Origin of the sequence: Actinophytocola sp., from assembly GCF_036002505.1 — a bacterium.
Classification (GTDB): Bacteria; Actinomycetota; Actinomycetes; order Mycobacteriales; family Pseudonocardiaceae; genus DASYTH01.
This window is the reverse complement of sequence record NZ_DASYTH010000400.1, coordinates 1-13,383: the sequence shown is the minus strand read 5'-3', so window position 1 is coordinate 13,383 and position 13,383 is coordinate 1. Positions and strand designations below refer to the sequence as shown.

At 70.9% G+C, this 13,383-nt stretch carries 17 protein-coding genes and 1 pseudogene; 2 read left to right on the top strand and 16 right to left on the bottom strand.

Features of this window, described 5'->3' with window-relative positions; translation table 11 throughout:
* Window positions 1-18 precede the first annotated feature (18 nt).
* Both VGR06_RS34780 and VGR06_RS34775 read left to right on the top strand, forming a co-directional pair.
* Entirely contained in the window at window positions 19-1,014 is a 996-nt protein-coding gene (locus tag VGR06_RS34780; RefSeq protein WP_327563442.1) for an SAM-dependent methyltransferase, read from the top strand.
* Window positions 1,011-2,162, top strand: a complete 1,152-nt coding sequence (locus VGR06_RS34775) for an NADH-quinone oxidoreductase subunit D (protein WP_327563441.1) — start codon at window positions 1,011-1,013, stop codon at window positions 2,160-2,162. Before VGR06_RS34780 ends, VGR06_RS34775 begins: the two co-directional genes overlap by 4 nt.
* 161 nt (window positions 2,163-2,323) lie before the next feature.
* Here VGR06_RS34775 and VGR06_RS34770 read toward each other — a convergent pair whose 3' ends face one another.
* The 16 genes and pseudogenes from VGR06_RS34770 to VGR06_RS34695 form a co-directional block, all read right to left on the bottom strand.
* A complete protein-coding gene (locus tag VGR06_RS34770) occupies window positions 2,324-2,539 on the bottom strand; it encodes a hypothetical protein (RefSeq protein WP_327563440.1) in 216 nt (71 codons plus the stop codon).
* A gap of 5 nt (window positions 2,540-2,544) precedes the next feature.
* Complete coding sequence (locus VGR06_RS34765; RefSeq protein WP_327563439.1) at window positions 2,545-4,005, bottom strand: NADH-quinone oxidoreductase subunit N; 1,461 nt, start codon at window positions 4,003-4,005, stop codon at window positions 2,545-2,547.
* A gap of 3 nt (window positions 4,006-4,008) precedes the next feature.
* Window positions 4,009-5,505 (bottom strand): NADH-quinone oxidoreductase subunit M, encoded by a 1,497-nt coding sequence (locus tag VGR06_RS34760; RefSeq protein ID WP_327563438.1) that lies wholly within the window; start codon window positions 5,503-5,505, stop codon window positions 4,009-4,011.
* Window positions 5,502-7,295 (bottom strand): NADH-quinone oxidoreductase subunit L, encoded by a 1,794-nt coding sequence (locus tag VGR06_RS34755; RefSeq protein ID WP_327563437.1) that lies wholly within the window; start codon window positions 7,293-7,295, stop codon window positions 5,502-5,504. Before VGR06_RS34755 ends, VGR06_RS34760 begins: the two co-directional genes overlap by 4 nt.
* Window positions 7,296-7,360: 65 nt before the next feature.
* Window positions 7,361-7,657: pseudogene (gene nuoK, locus VGR06_RS34750) on the bottom strand (NADH-quinone oxidoreductase subunit NuoK); the annotation flags it as partial.
* A gap of 1 nt (window position 7,658) precedes the next feature.
* Window positions 7,659-8,183 (bottom strand): NADH-quinone oxidoreductase subunit J, encoded by a 525-nt coding sequence (locus tag VGR06_RS34745; protein ID WP_327563436.1) that lies wholly within the window; start codon window positions 8,181-8,183, stop codon window positions 7,659-7,661.
* A complete protein-coding gene (locus tag VGR06_RS34740; RefSeq protein ID WP_327563435.1) occupies window positions 8,180-8,701 on the bottom strand; it encodes an NADH-quinone oxidoreductase subunit I in 522 nt (173 codons plus the stop codon). Before VGR06_RS34740 ends, VGR06_RS34745 begins: the two co-directional genes overlap by 4 nt.
* Window positions 8,698-9,663: a complex I subunit 1 family protein gene (locus VGR06_RS34735; RefSeq protein WP_327563434.1), complete on the bottom strand. Its 966-nt coding sequence runs from the start codon at window positions 9,661-9,663 to the stop codon at window positions 8,698-8,700. The genes VGR06_RS34740 and VGR06_RS34735 overlap by 4 nt, the downstream gene beginning before the upstream one ends.
* Complete coding sequence (locus VGR06_RS34730; RefSeq protein WP_327563433.1) at window positions 9,660-10,229, bottom strand: NADH-quinone oxidoreductase subunit C; 570 nt, start codon at window positions 10,227-10,229, stop codon at window positions 9,660-9,662. The genes VGR06_RS34735 and VGR06_RS34730 overlap by 4 nt, the downstream gene beginning before the upstream one ends.
* Complete coding sequence (locus tag VGR06_RS34725) at window positions 10,219-10,710, bottom strand: NADH-quinone oxidoreductase subunit B (RefSeq protein ID WP_414637394.1); 492 nt, start codon at window positions 10,708-10,710, stop codon at window positions 10,219-10,221. Before VGR06_RS34725 ends, VGR06_RS34730 begins: the two co-directional genes overlap by 11 nt.
* A gap of 50 nt (window positions 10,711-10,760) precedes the next feature.
* Window positions 10,761-11,153 carry an NADH-quinone oxidoreductase subunit A gene (locus VGR06_RS34720; RefSeq protein ID WP_327563431.1) on the bottom strand — a complete coding sequence of 131 codons (393 nt, stop codon included), beginning with the start codon at window positions 11,151-11,153 and terminating at the stop codon, window positions 10,761-10,763.
* A gap of 57 nt (window positions 11,154-11,210) precedes the next feature.
* Window positions 11,211-11,807 carry a DUF5134 domain-containing protein gene (locus VGR06_RS34715; RefSeq protein ID WP_327563430.1) on the bottom strand — a complete coding sequence of 199 codons (597 nt, stop codon included), beginning with the start codon at window positions 11,805-11,807 and terminating at the stop codon, window positions 11,211-11,213.
* 10 nt (window positions 11,808-11,817) lie between these two features.
* Window positions 11,818-12,024, bottom strand: coding sequence for a hypothetical protein (locus VGR06_RS34710; protein ID WP_327563429.1), 207 nt, complete (start codon window positions 12,022-12,024; stop codon window positions 11,818-11,820).
* A gap of 109 nt (window positions 12,025-12,133) precedes the next feature.
* Entirely contained in the window at window positions 12,134-12,631 is a 498-nt protein-coding gene (locus tag VGR06_RS34705; RefSeq protein ID WP_327563428.1) for a hypothetical protein, read from the bottom strand.
* 23 nt (window positions 12,632-12,654) lie between these two features.
* Complete coding sequence (locus VGR06_RS34700; protein WP_327563427.1) at window positions 12,655-12,903, bottom strand: hypothetical protein; 249 nt, start codon at window positions 12,901-12,903, stop codon at window positions 12,655-12,657.
* Entirely contained in the window at window positions 12,903-13,235 is a 333-nt protein-coding gene (locus tag VGR06_RS34695; protein WP_327563426.1) for a metalloregulator ArsR/SmtB family transcription factor, read from the bottom strand. The genes VGR06_RS34700 and VGR06_RS34695 overlap by 1 nt, the downstream gene beginning before the upstream one ends.
* Between the last annotated feature and the right edge of the window lie 148 nt (window positions 13,236-13,383).

Genomic DNA, 13,383 nt, shown 5'->3' with positions numbered 1-13,383 from the left:
CGCCCTAGGCTGCACCGCATGTGGCCGTCCTGGCGGGAGGCGACCGAGCGGGCGCTGTACGGCGACGACGGGTTCTATCGCCGAACCCGGCCAGCGGCGCATTACCGCACCTCGGTCAGCACGTCGAACCGCTTCGCCGAGGCGCTGTGCCGGCTGCTCGAAGACCTGGACGACGCGCTCGGTCACCCGGACGTGCTTCACGTCGTCGACATCGGTTCAGGGACGGGGCAGCTGCTCACGGACCTGGACCGCGTCCACCCGGCTGGACGGCTGCGCCTGACCGCGGTCGAGCGCGGTCCACGCCCGGACAGCCTCCCGGCGGAGATCACCTGGACGGACCGGATGCCCGAGACGGTGTCCGGCCTGGTGATCGCGAACGAGTGGCTGGACAACGTCCCGGTGGATGTCGTGGAGCTGACGGTCGACGGTCCGCGGCTGGTGCTGGTGGATCCGGCCACCGGGACGGAGCGCACGGGCGGACCGCCGGATCCGGCCGACCTGGCCTGGCTGGAACGCTGGTGGCCGCTGGCCGAGATCGGTGACCGGGCCGAGATCGGCCGCCCCCGCGACGAAGCCTGGGCCGGGGTCGTGCGGCGGCTGGCCCGGGGGCTCGCCGTCGCCGTGGACTACGCCCACCAGCGTGGCAGCCGTCCAACCGGCGGGACGCTGACCGCGTACCAGGACGGCCGACAGGTGGCTGCCGTGCCCGACGGTTCCTGCGACATCACCACGCATGTGGCACTCGACTCGTGTGCGGACGCCGGTCTCCAGGCCGGGGCGACGGCCAGCCGGCTGACCACGCAACGCCACGCCCTGCGTGCCTTGGGCGTTCTGGGACGCCGTCCACAAATGAAGATGGCGTCCACCAACCCGACGGGTTACCTCCGGGAGCTGCGGCGAACCGGCGAGGAGGCGGAGCTGATCGACCCGGCCGGGCTCGGCGGGTTCGGGTGGCTGGTGCAGACCGTCGGGATCTACCTCCCGGTTGCGCCGGCTGCGACGATGGAGCGATGACGAGCACCCAGCGCACCGTCGCGATCGGGTCGGGTGCGGCCGAGCTGGCCACCGAGGACATGGTGCTCAACATCGGGCCACAGCACCCGGCCACCCACGGGGTGCTGCGGCTGCGGCTCACCCTCGCCGGGGAGCGGATCTCCGACGTCGAGCCGATCATCGGCTACATGCACCGGGGCGCGGAGAAGCTGTTCGAGGTGCGCGACTACCGCCAGATCATCGTGCTGGCCAACCGGCACGACTGGCTCTCCGCGTTCGCCAACGAGCTGGGCGTGGTCCTCGCCGTCGAGCGCCTGCTGGGCATCGAGGTCCCGCCGCGCGCGGTCTGGGCGCGGACCCTGATGGCCGAGCTGAACCGGGTGCTCAACCACCTGATGTTCCTCGGCTCCTACCCCATCGAGCTCGGCGCCATCACCCCGATCTTCTACGCGTTCCGCGAGCGCGAGGCCCTGCAGGCCGTGATGGAGGAAGCCACCGGCGGCCGCATGCACTACATGTTCAACCGGGTCGGCGGGCTCAAGGAGGACCTCCCCGCCGGCTGGCTGGACCGCGTCCGGTTGGCCGTCGCCGCGGTCCGCCACGGCGTCAAGGACATCGCCGACCTCATCCACGGCAACGAGATCTTCCACGCCCGCACCCGCGGCGTCGGCGTCCTCACCCCGGAGATCGCCGCGGCCTACGGCGTCTCCGGCCCCATCGCCCGGGCCAGCGGCCTCGACGTCGACCTCCGCCGCGACGAGCCCTACCTGGCCTACGGCGACCTCGACGTCCCCGTGGTCACCCGCACCGCCGGCGACTGCCTGGCCCGCTTCGAATGCCTCCTCGACCAGGTGCACGCCTCCCTCGCCCTCGCCGAAACCTGCGCCGACCGCCTCGCCGCCCTCCCCCCGGGCCCGATCGGCGTCCGCACCCCCAAGATCCTCAAGGCGCCCGCCGGCCACACCTACGCCTGGACCGAGAACCCCCTCGGCATCAACGGCTACTACCTCGTCTCCCGCGGCGAGAAAACCCCCTGGCGCATGAAGCTCCGCACCGCCAGCTTCAACAACATCCAGGTCCTGCCGGAGCTCATGCGCGGCACCCTGGTCGCCGACATGATCGCCATCCTGGGCTCGATGTTCTTCGTCGTCGGCGACATCGACAAGTAACCCCTGAACGACGTGGTCAGCCAAGGGTGCGCGCCACGTAGTCTCGCACCTGCCAACGGAACCTCAGGGGACCGTGACGGTACCCAGCCACAATCAACCCGGCAACCGCACCAATCGCTGGAACGCGACGACAGCATTTAAATTCCGGAGAGGCGGGACTGCTAATTCCGGAGTGGCGGGACTGTGATGTGGGTGAGGGCTTCGACCTTGCCGTCCAGGACCACGACCTTGACGCGCTGGCCGAGGCGGAGCATGCGCAGGCCGCTGCGGAGGAAGGCGTTGGTGTCGAAGGAGAGTTGGGTGCCGTCGTCGAGCAGGACGGTGCCGGAGCTGGTCTGGGGCGAGAAGGTCGCCACGGTCGCTTGCAGGGTGGTCATGGGTGTCATCCTCCGGGTGCCACACCGAGAACGATCTGGGGCGCCACCGACACGAGCAGTGTGCCGGCGGCGGCGACCAGGATAGCGGCTGTCACGTAGCGCGGAACGCGTCCGAAGTGGACGGCCGGGTCGGGGGCGAACAGGCGGCTGGCCCAGGCGAGGTAGTAGTAGAGGCCGAGCACGGTGTTCACCGCCATGATGACGCCGAGCCAGCCGTAGCCGCCGGTGAGCGTGCCGCGGAAGACGACGATCTTGGCGAACAGGCCGGCGAGACCGGGGGGCAGGCCGGCGAGGCAGGCCAGGAAGAACGCCAGAGCGAGCGCCGTCACCGGGTGGGTGCGGAAGAGGCCGCGGTAGTCCTCGATGAGGCCGCCGCCGTGCCGGCCGATCCAGCCGGCGAACGCGACGATGGCGAACACACCGAGGTTCATCACCGAGTAGATCGCCAGGTAGCCCACGGTGGCGGCGACCAGGTCACGCAGGGCGGGGTCGCCGGTGACGCCGGCCGCGGCACCGAGCGGGGCGAGCATGTAGCCGGCCTGGGCGATGGAGGACCAGGCCAGCAGCCGCATCGCGGTACGCTGGCGCAGCGCCACCAGGTTGCCGGCGGTCATGGTGAGGGCAGCCAACGCGGCCACCAGCGGGCCCCAGACGTTGGCCAGCGGTCCGAACGCGACGGTGAGGACCAGGGCCAGGCCGGCGAACCCGGCGGCCTTGGAGGCCACCGAGAGGAACGCGGCGACGGCGATCGGGGCACCCTGGTAGGTATCCGGCGCCCAGAAGTGGAACGGCACCGCGGAGACCTTGAAGCCGAAGCCGACCAGCACCAGCACGGCACCGGCGGCAGCGACTCCGTGCGGCATCTCGGGACGGCGCAGCGCCGCGGAGATCGGTTCCAGGAACAGGGTTCCGGTCGCGCCGTAGACCAGGCTGACGCCGAACAGCATGACTGCGGTGGAGATCACCGAGACCAGGAACATCTTCAGCCCGGCCTCGGTCGAGCGGCCGTCGTAGCGGCGCAGCGCCACCAGCGCGAATAGCGGCAGGGACACCACCTCGAGCGCCACCACCAGGGTGATCAGGTCGCGGCCGGCGGCCAGGGTGAGGGCGCCGGCGAGCGCGGCGAGCAGCAGGAAGTAGAACTCGCCGGCCGGCAGCCGGGTGCCGCGGACCTCGGCCCGGGCGATCAGCACGACCACGAGCCCGGCGATCAGCATGACCGACTGGAACAGCACGGTGAACGTGTCCACCACGTAGGAGCAGGTCTCCCCCACACAGAATGTCCGATGTGGACCGTCGAACGCGAGCCACACCTCCATCGCCCCGGCCACCAGCACCCCGGCGAGCGCACCAGCGTGGGTCCACCCGGACCGGGGCAGGAACGCGTCCAGCAGCAGCATCGCGAGCCCGGCCAGGGCCAGCACCAGCGGCGGCGCGATCGCCAGGTAGTCGACGTTCTGGATCACGGCTCACCCGCCTCCCAGCAGCCCACGCACCGCGCCGTCGGTGACGCCGAGGACCAAGCCCGGCCAGAGCCCGGCGGCGACGAACAGCACGACGAGCGGCGCCCAGGCGACCCACTCGCGCGCGGTCACGTCGGCGATCACCGTGCCGGCCCACCGCGGCGACGCCGTGCCCTGCGCGACCTTCCGCAGCATGACGAGGAAGTAGGCCGCGGTGAGCACCGCACCGAGGCCGGCCACCACCATGAACGTCAGGTACAGCCCACGGTTGAGGTCGCCGCCCGGGCGGAACGCCGAGAGCATGGCCAGCATCTCGCCCCAGAACCCGGCCAGGCCCGGGAGCCCGAGGCTGGCCACCGCGGCCACCACCAGCAGCGAGCCCAGCCGCGGCACCGTGGCCAGCATCCCGCCACCCAGCCGGTCGAGGTCGGTGCCGCCGTAGCGTTGCGCGACACCGCCGGCCAGGAAGAACAGCAGGCCGGTGATCAGCCCGTGGGCGATGTTGCCGAACAGCGCGGCGTTGATCCCGACCGGGGTGAGCGTGGCGATGCCGAGCAGCACGAAACCCATGTGCCCCACGGAGGAGAACGCGATGAGCCGCTTGAGGTTGCGCTGCGCCAGGCAGGCGAGCGCCGCGTAGATGATGCCGACCACGCCCAGCGCGCCGAGGGCGGGGGCAAGCACCCGGGCGCCCTCCGGCAGCATCGGCACCGCGATCCGCACCATGCCGTAGGTGCCCATCTTCAGCAGCACCCCGGCCAGCAGCACGGACCCGACCGTGGGTGCCTCGGTGTGCGCGTCCGGCAGCCACGAGTGCAGCGGCCACATCGGCACCTTCACCGCGAGCCCGCCGGCCACCAGCAGGAACGCGATCACCTGCACCGTGTGGCCGATGCCCGTTCCGGCCCGCTGCGCCAGCGCCACCATGTCCAAAGTGGACGTCTGGCTGTAGATCACGAGCAGGCCGACGAGCAGCACGCCGGAGCCGAGCAGGGTGTACAGGATGAACTGGCGTGCCGCCGCGGTGCGACCCGGGCCGCCGCCCCAACCCGCGATGATCGCGTACATCGGCACCAGCACGACCTCGAAGAACACGAAGAACAGCAACAGATCCAGGGACACGAAGGTGCCGATCATGCCCACCTCGGTGAGCAGCAGCAGCGCGGTGAACGCCCGCGGCCGCTCGGGCGCGCCGGCCGGCCGGCTCAGGTACACCGCGCTCAACGCGCACAGCAGCGCGGTCAGCACCACCAGCGGCAGCGAGATCCCGTCCACCCCGAGGTGGAACCGCAACCCGATCGACGGAATCCACGACCCGTCAACGGAAAGCTGCACCGTGCCCGACCGGTGGTAGTCGAACACCGCGGCCACCACCACCGCGACCACCAGCGTGGCGCCCGTGAGCACCACGCCGAACCACACCGCGACGCGCTCCGGAACCCCCAGCACGGCAAGGCATCCGGCCAGCGGCAGGGCGACCAGCAGGACGGTGAGCACGCTCATCGCAGCACCACCACCCCGGCCGCGATCAGCAGCACGCCAGCGAGCAGGCCGGTCAGGTAGAATTGCGGATTTCCGTTCTGCGTCAGGCGAAGCAACCCGCCGAGCCGGCTCGCGCCGCGCCCCGCCCCGGTCACCGCGCGGCCGACCACCTGGTCGTCCACGCCGACCACGTCCACGGCCAGCGCGGTCACGCCACGGGCCACGGTCCGCTCGTAGAGATCATCGGTGCGGAACGTGCTGGCGAACAACCCGCGTAACCGCCCGAGCCGCACCGCGGGGTCCCGCACGGGATCCGCGCGCCAGACCACATAGGACACCGTCGCGCCCACGCCGGCCAGCACCACGGAGAGCAGCGAGCTTCCCCACTCCGGCCGCAGCTCCGTCCACCACAGGCCACCGAAACCCAGCAGCAGCGCGGGAACCGCCAGCGCCGCCAGCGGCACGGTCAGCACCGGCGAGGCCTCGGACACGCCCTCCCGTGGCGCGCCGAAGAACGTCAGCAGCCAGGCCCGGGTGGCGTAGGCGGCGGTGAGCAGCGCGGTCAGCAGCAGCCCGGTCAGGACCAGCCAGCCGGCGCCGGTGGTGGCGTGCCCGGCGGCGGCGATCACCGCGTCCTTGCTGAAGAAACCGCTCGTCGGCGGGATGCCGGCGAGCGCGGCGAACCCGACCGTCATGGTGAGGAACGTGACCGGCATGGCCCGGCGCAGCCCACCCATGTCGGCCAGGAGGTTGCTGCCCACGGCCAGGATCACCGCACCGGCGCCGAGGAACAGCAGCGCCTTGAACGCGGCGTGGGAGAGCAGGTGGCCGATCGCCGGCACCCGGCCGCCCACGGCGAGGCCGGCGAACATCACGCTGAGCTGGCTGATCGTCGAGTACGCCAGCACCCGCTTGAGATCCTCGGCCGCCAGCGCGGCCAGGGCGGCGCCCACCATGGAGATCACCGCGAGCACCGCGAGAACGTCCAATGTGGCCGGTGCGGCGAGGAACGCCGGATACAACCGGGCCACCACGTAGGCACCGGCGGCGACCATGGTGGCCGCGTGGATCAGCGCGCTGACCGGAGACGGGCCCTCCATCGCATCGGGAAGCCAGCTGTGCAGCGGAAACTGGGCGGACTTGCCGACCACTCCGACGGTCAGCAACAGGGTCGCGGCGAGCAGCGTGCCGTCGGACATCGACGGCACCGCGGCCAGTACGTCGGGGATGCGGAACGAGCCGGCCGCCACGCCCAGCACGAAGATCCCGAACAGGAAGCCCACGTCGCCGAACCTGGTCATCAGGAACGACTTCACCGCCGCGGCGGACGCGGCCGGGCGCTCCCAGTTGTGGCCGATCAGGAAGTACGAGCAGATGCCCATGACCTCCCAGCCGACGTAGATGACCAGCAGGTCGGCGGAGAGCACGACGGTCAGCATGGCCGCGGTGAACAGCGACACCAGCCCGGCGAACGACGGGTACCGCACGTTGTGTCGCATGTAGCCGATCGAGTACACCTGGATGGCCAGCGCCACCAGCGTCACCATCACCGCGACCGTGGCGGACAGCCCGTCGACGAAGACCCCGGCGGTGACCGGGATCGTGCCGGTCGGGGTGAGCTGGGTCGAGCTCTGCCACACCCGGGAGGAGTCGCCCGCCGCCGCCGCGGCCACGATGACCGCGAGCACCGCGGACCCGCCGGTGCCGAGCACCGCGATGCCACCCGGCGGCAGCTTCCGGCCCAGCGTCAACCCAAGCCCGGCGGCCACGAGCGGGGCCAGCACCAGCACGGCGGCCAGCGTCGTGATCATCGCTCGGCCTCCTGCAACGTGGTCACCTGACCGTTCCCGGCCGCCGGCTCCTCGTCCCGGTCGGCCAGCTCCCGCAACGAGTCCACCGCGATCGTGGTCCGGTTGCGGAACACCAGCAGCACGATCGCCAGGCCCAGCCCGACCTCGGCGGCCGCGATCACGATCACGTACAGGGTCAGCGTCTGCCCGGCGTTCAGCGCATCCCTGAGCCAGACGTCGAACGTGATCAGGTTCAGGTTGACCGCGTTCAGCATCAGCTCGACCGACATCAGCACCAGGATGGCGTTGCGCCGGGCCAGCACCCCGTACACGCCGACCGAGAACAGCAGCGCGGCCAGCACCACCGGGTAGGCGACGTGCACGTCAGCTCACCTCACCATCCGACTGCGCCCCGATGTCCGTGCGGGACAGCACGATCGCACCGATCAACGCGGCCAGCAGCAGCACCGAGAGCGCCTCGAACGGCAGCACCCAGTACCGGAAGATGCTGGCGCCCAACGTCTTCGCACCGCCGGCGGGCGTACCGAGGTCCACATAGGCGTTGCGGAATCCCGACACCACCACCGTCACCAGCGTGGCCGCGGTCCCCAGCGCCACCACCAGCGCCGCCCACCGGTTTCCACTGTCCACATCGGAGGAACGACCGATCGGCGCGCGGGTCAGCATGATCCCGAACAGCAGCAGGACCACCACCGCGCCGACGTAGATCAGCACCTGCACCCAGGCCACCAGCTCCGCGGTCAGCACCAGGAAGCAGCCCGCCAGCGAGCCGAGCGTGACCACCAGCCAGAGCGCGGCGTGCACGAGCTGCCGGGTGGTCACCACCAGCACCGCCGAACCCAGCGCGACAATTCCGAGCAATACGAAGACAATCTCCGGCCCGCTCACGACGATTCACCGGCCTCGGCCGCTTTCAGGGCGTCCACGACCTCCTTCGGCTGCTCGGCGTTGACGTCGTGCGCGGGCGGTGGCGGCACCGTCCACATCCACTCCCGCAGCACGTCCCGCTCGTGGGTCAAGGCACCGATGTCGTGCTCGGCGTACTCGAACTCCGGCGTCCAGAACAGCGCGTCGAACGGGCAGACCTCGATGCAGATGCCGCAGTACATGCACAGCGAGAAGTCGATGGCGAACCGGTCGAGCACGTTGCGGCTGCGCTCCCGGCCGCCCTCCACGGCCGGCGGCAAGGTCTCCTTGTGCGACTCGATGTAGATGCACCAGTCCGGGCACTCCCGGGCGCAGAGCATGCAGGAGGTGCAGTTCTCCTCGAGCAGCGCGATCACCCCGCGGCTGCGCGGCGGCAGGTCCGGCTGCACCTCCGGGTACTGCCGGGTCACCGAGCGCCGGGTCATGGTCCGCAGGGTGACCGCGAGCCCCTTCAGGAGTCCCTTGCCGTAGCCGGTCAACTCATCACCACCTTCACCACGCCGGTCAGCGCGAGCTGGGCCAGCGTCACCGGGACGAGCACCTGCCAGGCCAGCCGCTGCAGCTGGTCGGCGCGCAGCCGCGGATTGCTGACCCGAAGCCAGATCACCACGAAGGCGAGCAGGAACACCTTGGCCAGCAACCACACCGGGCCGAGCACGTCGCTGGCGAACGGGCCGCGCCAGCCGCCCAGGAACAGCACCGCGGTCAGCGCGCAGAGCACCACGATCCCGGCGTACTCAGCCAGCAGGAACAAAGCGAAGCGCAGCCCGGTGTACTCGGTGTACGGGCCGAGCACGATCTCCGAGTCGGCCACCGGCATGTCGAACGGCGGGCGGGCGAGCTCGGCCAGCCCGGCGACGAAGAACACCGCCGCGGCGGCGGCCTGCCAGGCCAGCCACCACGGCTGCCAGGCGACGACGATCCCGCTCAGCGACAGGGTTCCGGCGGCCATCGCCACCGAGGACGCGGCCAGCACCAGCGGGAGCTCGTAGGCCATCAGCTGGGCGGCCGTGCGCAACCCGCCGAGCAGCGCGTACTTGTTGGCGCTGGACCAGCCGGCCATGATCGTGCCGAGCACCGCCAGGCTCAGCACGGCCAGCGCGAAGAACAACCCGATGTCCAGGTCCACCGCGACCCAGCCCGGGCCGACCGGGATCACCAGCAGCACCAGCAGATACGGCACCAGCGCCACGGCCGGCGCGAGCGAGAACACCTTTCGGTCGGCCAGCGTCGGAACGACGTGCTCCTTCTGCACGAACTTCACGCCGTCCGCGATGAGCTGCGCCCAGCCGTGGAAACCCCCGGCGTACATCGGGCCGAGCCGGGCCTGCATGTGCGCCATGGCCTTGTGCTCCAGCTGCCCGACCAGCAGCGGCATCAGCAGAAACGCCACGACCACGATGCCCAGCCGCAGCACGGCTTCCAGAATGTTGGCGATCATCCCGGCCCCCACTCGCCGGGGGCCGGCACACCGGGCGGCAGGTTGCGCTTGCGGCCCGGTTTCAGGTCGGTCAGCGACTGCCCCGGGGCGAGCTCACCGGGCCACTGCTTGGCCACCCGGGAGGCGAGGATGAAGTCCTTGCGTAGCGGGGTTCCCTCGAACCCGTCCGGCAGCAGCAACGGGATCAGGTTCGGGTGGCCGTCGAACACCACCCCGAACATCTCGTGGGTCTCCCGCTCGTGCCAGTTCGCTCCCTTGTAGACGGTCGTGGCCGTGGGCAGCCGCAGGTCCGCGGCCGGCACCCGGGTACGCACCAGGAGGTGGTGCCGGTGCTCCGGCGAGTACAGGTGCGCCACGACGGAGATCCCCGGTGGGTCCAGGTCCAGATCGTCCACTCCGGACAGCCAGTCGAAGAACGTGCAGCCGAGCGAGTCGTGCGCCATGGTCAGCGCCTCGATCCAGTCGTACGGCGTCACGTCCGCGCACAGCTGGCCGTGGGTGACCTCAGTGGACACCCCGGTGCCGAACCATTCGGCGAACGCCCGGGCCAGCTCCTCAGGCGCCATCGGGCGTCCGGGTCAGGGAGGGGTACTCGGTGGCCGGCAGCGGGGAGCCGCGTTCACCCCATTCTTCCGCCGCGATCTTGTCCTGCAGTCGCATGATGCCGTGCAGCAAGGCTTCCGGGCGCGGCGGGCAGCCGGGGACGTAGACGTCCACCGGGATCAACTGGTCCACACCTTTGGTCACGCAGTAGGAGTCCCAGTAGGGCCCGCCGCAATTGGAGCAGGCGCCGAACGAGATCACGTACTTGGGCTCGGGCATCTGCTCGTAGAGCCGCTGCACGGCCGGCGCCATCTTGTCGGCGACCGTGCCGGACACCACCATCAGGTCGGCCTGGCGCGGGCTCGGTGCGAAGGGGATCACGCCGAACCGGATGAAGTCGTGCCGGCTCATGGACGTGGCGATGAACTCGATGGCACAGCAGGCCAGGCCGAAGTTGAACACCCACAGCGAGTACCGGCGGCCCCAGTTCAGCACGAACCGCATCGGTTTGGGCACCTGCGGCAGCAGCCCGACCCGGGGCGCCGGCAAATCCGTCACACCCATATCAGCACCCCCTTACGCCAGGCGTAGAGGATGCCGACGGCCAGGAAACCCAGGAACACGAACATCTCCACCAGCGTGGTGATGCCGAAGCCGGGCGCGTCGAACACCGTCGCCCAGGGGAACAGGAACACCGCGTCGACGGCGAACACCACGTAGAGGAACGTGAAAACGTAGTAGCGCACGTAGGACTGCGCCCACCCGCCGCCGACCGGGTCGACCCCGCACTCGTAGGTGAGCAGCTTCTGCGGCGTCGGCCGGGCCGGCCGAAGCACGCGGTTCGCCCCCACGGCCACCGCGAAGATCGCCACACCGACCAGCAGCAGTACCGCGACCAGTGCGTACCCGCCGAAATAGCCGTCCACAGGTGCCACCTCCGTGGTCATCCCACAGATGACGTGCGATCACCATCATGGTCGGACGATCACGCCGCGTCTATGCCCTCAGATTCCCGGCATGATCATGTAGCTGGTGCTCACGGCCATCGCGACCTGGCAGCCCGCGGTGACCCGCGGCGCGCGCAGCACGGTGGGCAGGCCGGTGCCCGCCGGAGCCGGCCACAGCACGCGATGCCCGAGCAGGACGGCGGTCAGGGCGAAGTAGCCGGCCAGGATCCAGCCCACTGGACCGGATCCGGTGTGCTGGACGGCCATCCACGGGGTGGACATGTGCCGGGCGTCGGCCGGCATCGCGGTGACCATGTAGAGCATGGCCAGGGCGGCGGCCGCGTGGTGCAGGTTGCCGCCGTGCCAGCCGGCGGATACCGGACGCGTCGCGCCACGCCGGGCGGCACCGAGGAACCAGGCGGCGATCAGGATGAAGGCGGTCTCCCAGCCGGCCGCCGGGACCGGCCCGCCCACCGGAGAGATCATCACCGCCATGCCGAGGGCCATGACCAGGTGCGCCACGTCCACGGCGCGGTGGCAGGCCGGATAACCGTGCGGCACCCGCTGCGCCACCACCAGGCGGGCCACGCAGTATCCGGCCACGGCGAGCAGGGCGGCGGCCAGCAGCCAGCGCAGCCAGTCGGGGCCGGCCACCGGCGGGTCTCTACCGGGCGCTGGTCAGCAGCTCGTCGAGCACGCCGTCCTTGACGTCGGCGACCAGCTCGGCCAGCTGAGCCAGGCTCATCTCCACCCGCTGGCCGAAGTCGTCGGTGATCACGACCCGCCGGCTCTCCGCGGCCCCGTGGTCCACCCACACCTCCGGGCACCCGCAGTTGCATTGACCGCAGAACGTGGCAATCCGCTCAAGCATCGCCGACCTCACCTTCGAAACCCCTGCTCACCTCGACGGTCCCCCACCCTCACCCGATCCGCCAGCCGGCAACCGAGCGATTCCGTGTCACGCCAGGGGGATTCGGCGGCTACCCGGTGTGTGCGTCCCGGTCGAGGCGGCGGCCGAGGACGAACGGGAGCGGGCCGCTGGTGACGGCCGGGCTGGGTGGCGGGGGTGCGGCGCCGGAACCGTTGGGGGTGTCGAGGAGCTCACCGGTGGGGTCGAGACGGAGCAGGGCGCACTCGCGGGCCCAGCGTTCCGGGGCCTGCCGGCCGTCCGGCGCGTTGAGCCGGTGGTTGCGGAGCTCCGGGAGGAGCCGCTCCCACTCGTCGGTCCCGGGTCGCACCGGACTGACGGTGGCCCGCCAGGTGACCAGCCGGCCGCCGGTGGTCTTGCTGCGCACGGTGACGTCGGCGTGCTCCACATCGGCGAGGCCGGGAGCGGGCTGCTCGGTGCCACCGGTCAGCACGTAAGCGGCGCCGTCCTGCCACAGGTGCCAGAGCGGGGCCGGGCGGCTGCCGTCGACAGTGACCCAGATCAGGCCGGACTTGCTGGTGGCCTCGGCGACGAGGTGCGGCACCGTCATGGTCAGTCAGCGTACGAGCGTGATCAGTGCAGCGAAACCAGCGACCGGGCGAACGCCGTGGTGATCGCCGCCGAGGCGTTCTGGGTACGGTCGCGGCGGGGTGCACCGGCCTCGCCGAGCTGGTCCAACCGGTCTGCTCGATGCGGATCAGGGTTTGGGCGTCGTGCGGGGTGATGGCGGCGCCACCACAGACCGCACCGGGACGTCCAGGTGTCGAACGCGTGCGCCGGGGCCGAGTCCACATCGAACTCGACCACCAGCGGTTCGATCATCAACGTTCCTCGGTGTTCTCGACGGCGAGGCGGAAGCGGGTGATCGCGTCGCCCCAGACCTCGCGGAAGTACTGTCGAATCGCTTCGACGCCCTCGGCGCGCAGCTCGTAGACCCGGCGGGTGCCGTCGGGGTGGTCGCCGACCAGGCCGGCCTCCTTGAGCAGGCGCAGGTGCCGGGACACCGCCGGCCGGCTGATCGGCAGGCGGTCGGCGATCTCCCGCACGGGCAGCGCCCCGGAGCTGAGGATCTCCACGATCGCCCGGCGATTGGCGTCGCCGAGCGCCTCGAGGGCATGCCGCGCGCCGCCGCTGTCGAAGCGCTTCGACGCCACGGTCAGTTCTCCGACGCCGCCTTGAGTCCGTCGGCGAACTTCTCGAACGACTCGGTGAGGTCCGGGATGGCCTTGGTGATCAACCCGGCGAGCGGGCCGCTGAACACCTCCTCCATGGCGAACTCGGTGCCCTCCTCGTTTGCCCGCA

Excerpts from the sequence above, each read along its gene's own strand:
- VGR06_RS34755 (WP_327563437.1), bottom strand. The coding sequence starts at position 7,295 with ATGATCACGACGCTGGCCGCCGTGCTGGTGCTGGCCCCGCTCGTGGCC.
- VGR06_RS34710 (WP_327563429.1), bottom strand. The coding sequence starts at position 12,024 with ATGCTTGAGCGGATTGCCACGTTCTGCGGTCAATGCAACTGCGGGTGC.
- VGR06_RS34775 (WP_327563441.1), top strand. The coding sequence starts at position 1,011 with ATGACGAGCACCCAGCGCACCGTCGCGATCGGGTCGGGTGCGGCCGAG.
- VGR06_RS34760 (WP_327563438.1), bottom strand. The coding sequence starts at position 5,505 with ATGAGCGTGCTCACCGTCCTGCTGGTCGCCCTGCCGCTGGCCGGATGC.
- VGR06_RS34770 (WP_327563440.1), bottom strand. The coding sequence starts at position 2,539 with ATGACCACCCTGCAAGCGACCGTGGCGACCTTCTCGCCCCAGACCAGC.
- VGR06_RS34730 (WP_327563433.1), bottom strand. The coding sequence starts at position 10,229 with ATGGCGCCTGAGGAGCTGGCCCGGGCGTTCGCCGAATGGTTCGGCACC.
- VGR06_RS34720 (WP_327563431.1), bottom strand. The coding sequence starts at position 11,153 with ATGACCACGGAGGTGGCACCTGTGGACGGCTATTTCGGCGGGTACGCA.
- VGR06_RS34705 (WP_327563428.1), bottom strand. The coding sequence starts at position 12,631 with ATGACGGTGCCGCACCTCGTCGCCGAGGCCACCAGCAAGTCCGGCCTG.
- VGR06_RS34780 (WP_327563442.1), top strand. The coding sequence starts at position 19 with ATGTGGCCGTCCTGGCGGGAGGCGACCGAGCGGGCGCTGTACGGCGAC.
- VGR06_RS34735 (WP_327563434.1), bottom strand. The coding sequence starts at position 9,663 with ATGATCGCCAACATTCTGGAAGCCGTGCTGCGGCTGGGCATCGTGGTC.
- VGR06_RS34700 (WP_327563427.1), bottom strand. The coding sequence starts at position 12,903 with ATGATCGAACCGCTGGTGGTCGAGTTCGATGTGGACTCGGCCCCGGCG.
- VGR06_RS34725 (WP_414637394.1), bottom strand. The coding sequence starts at position 10,710 with ATGCGGTTCGTGCTGAACTGGGGCCGCCGGTACTCGCTGTGGGTGTTC.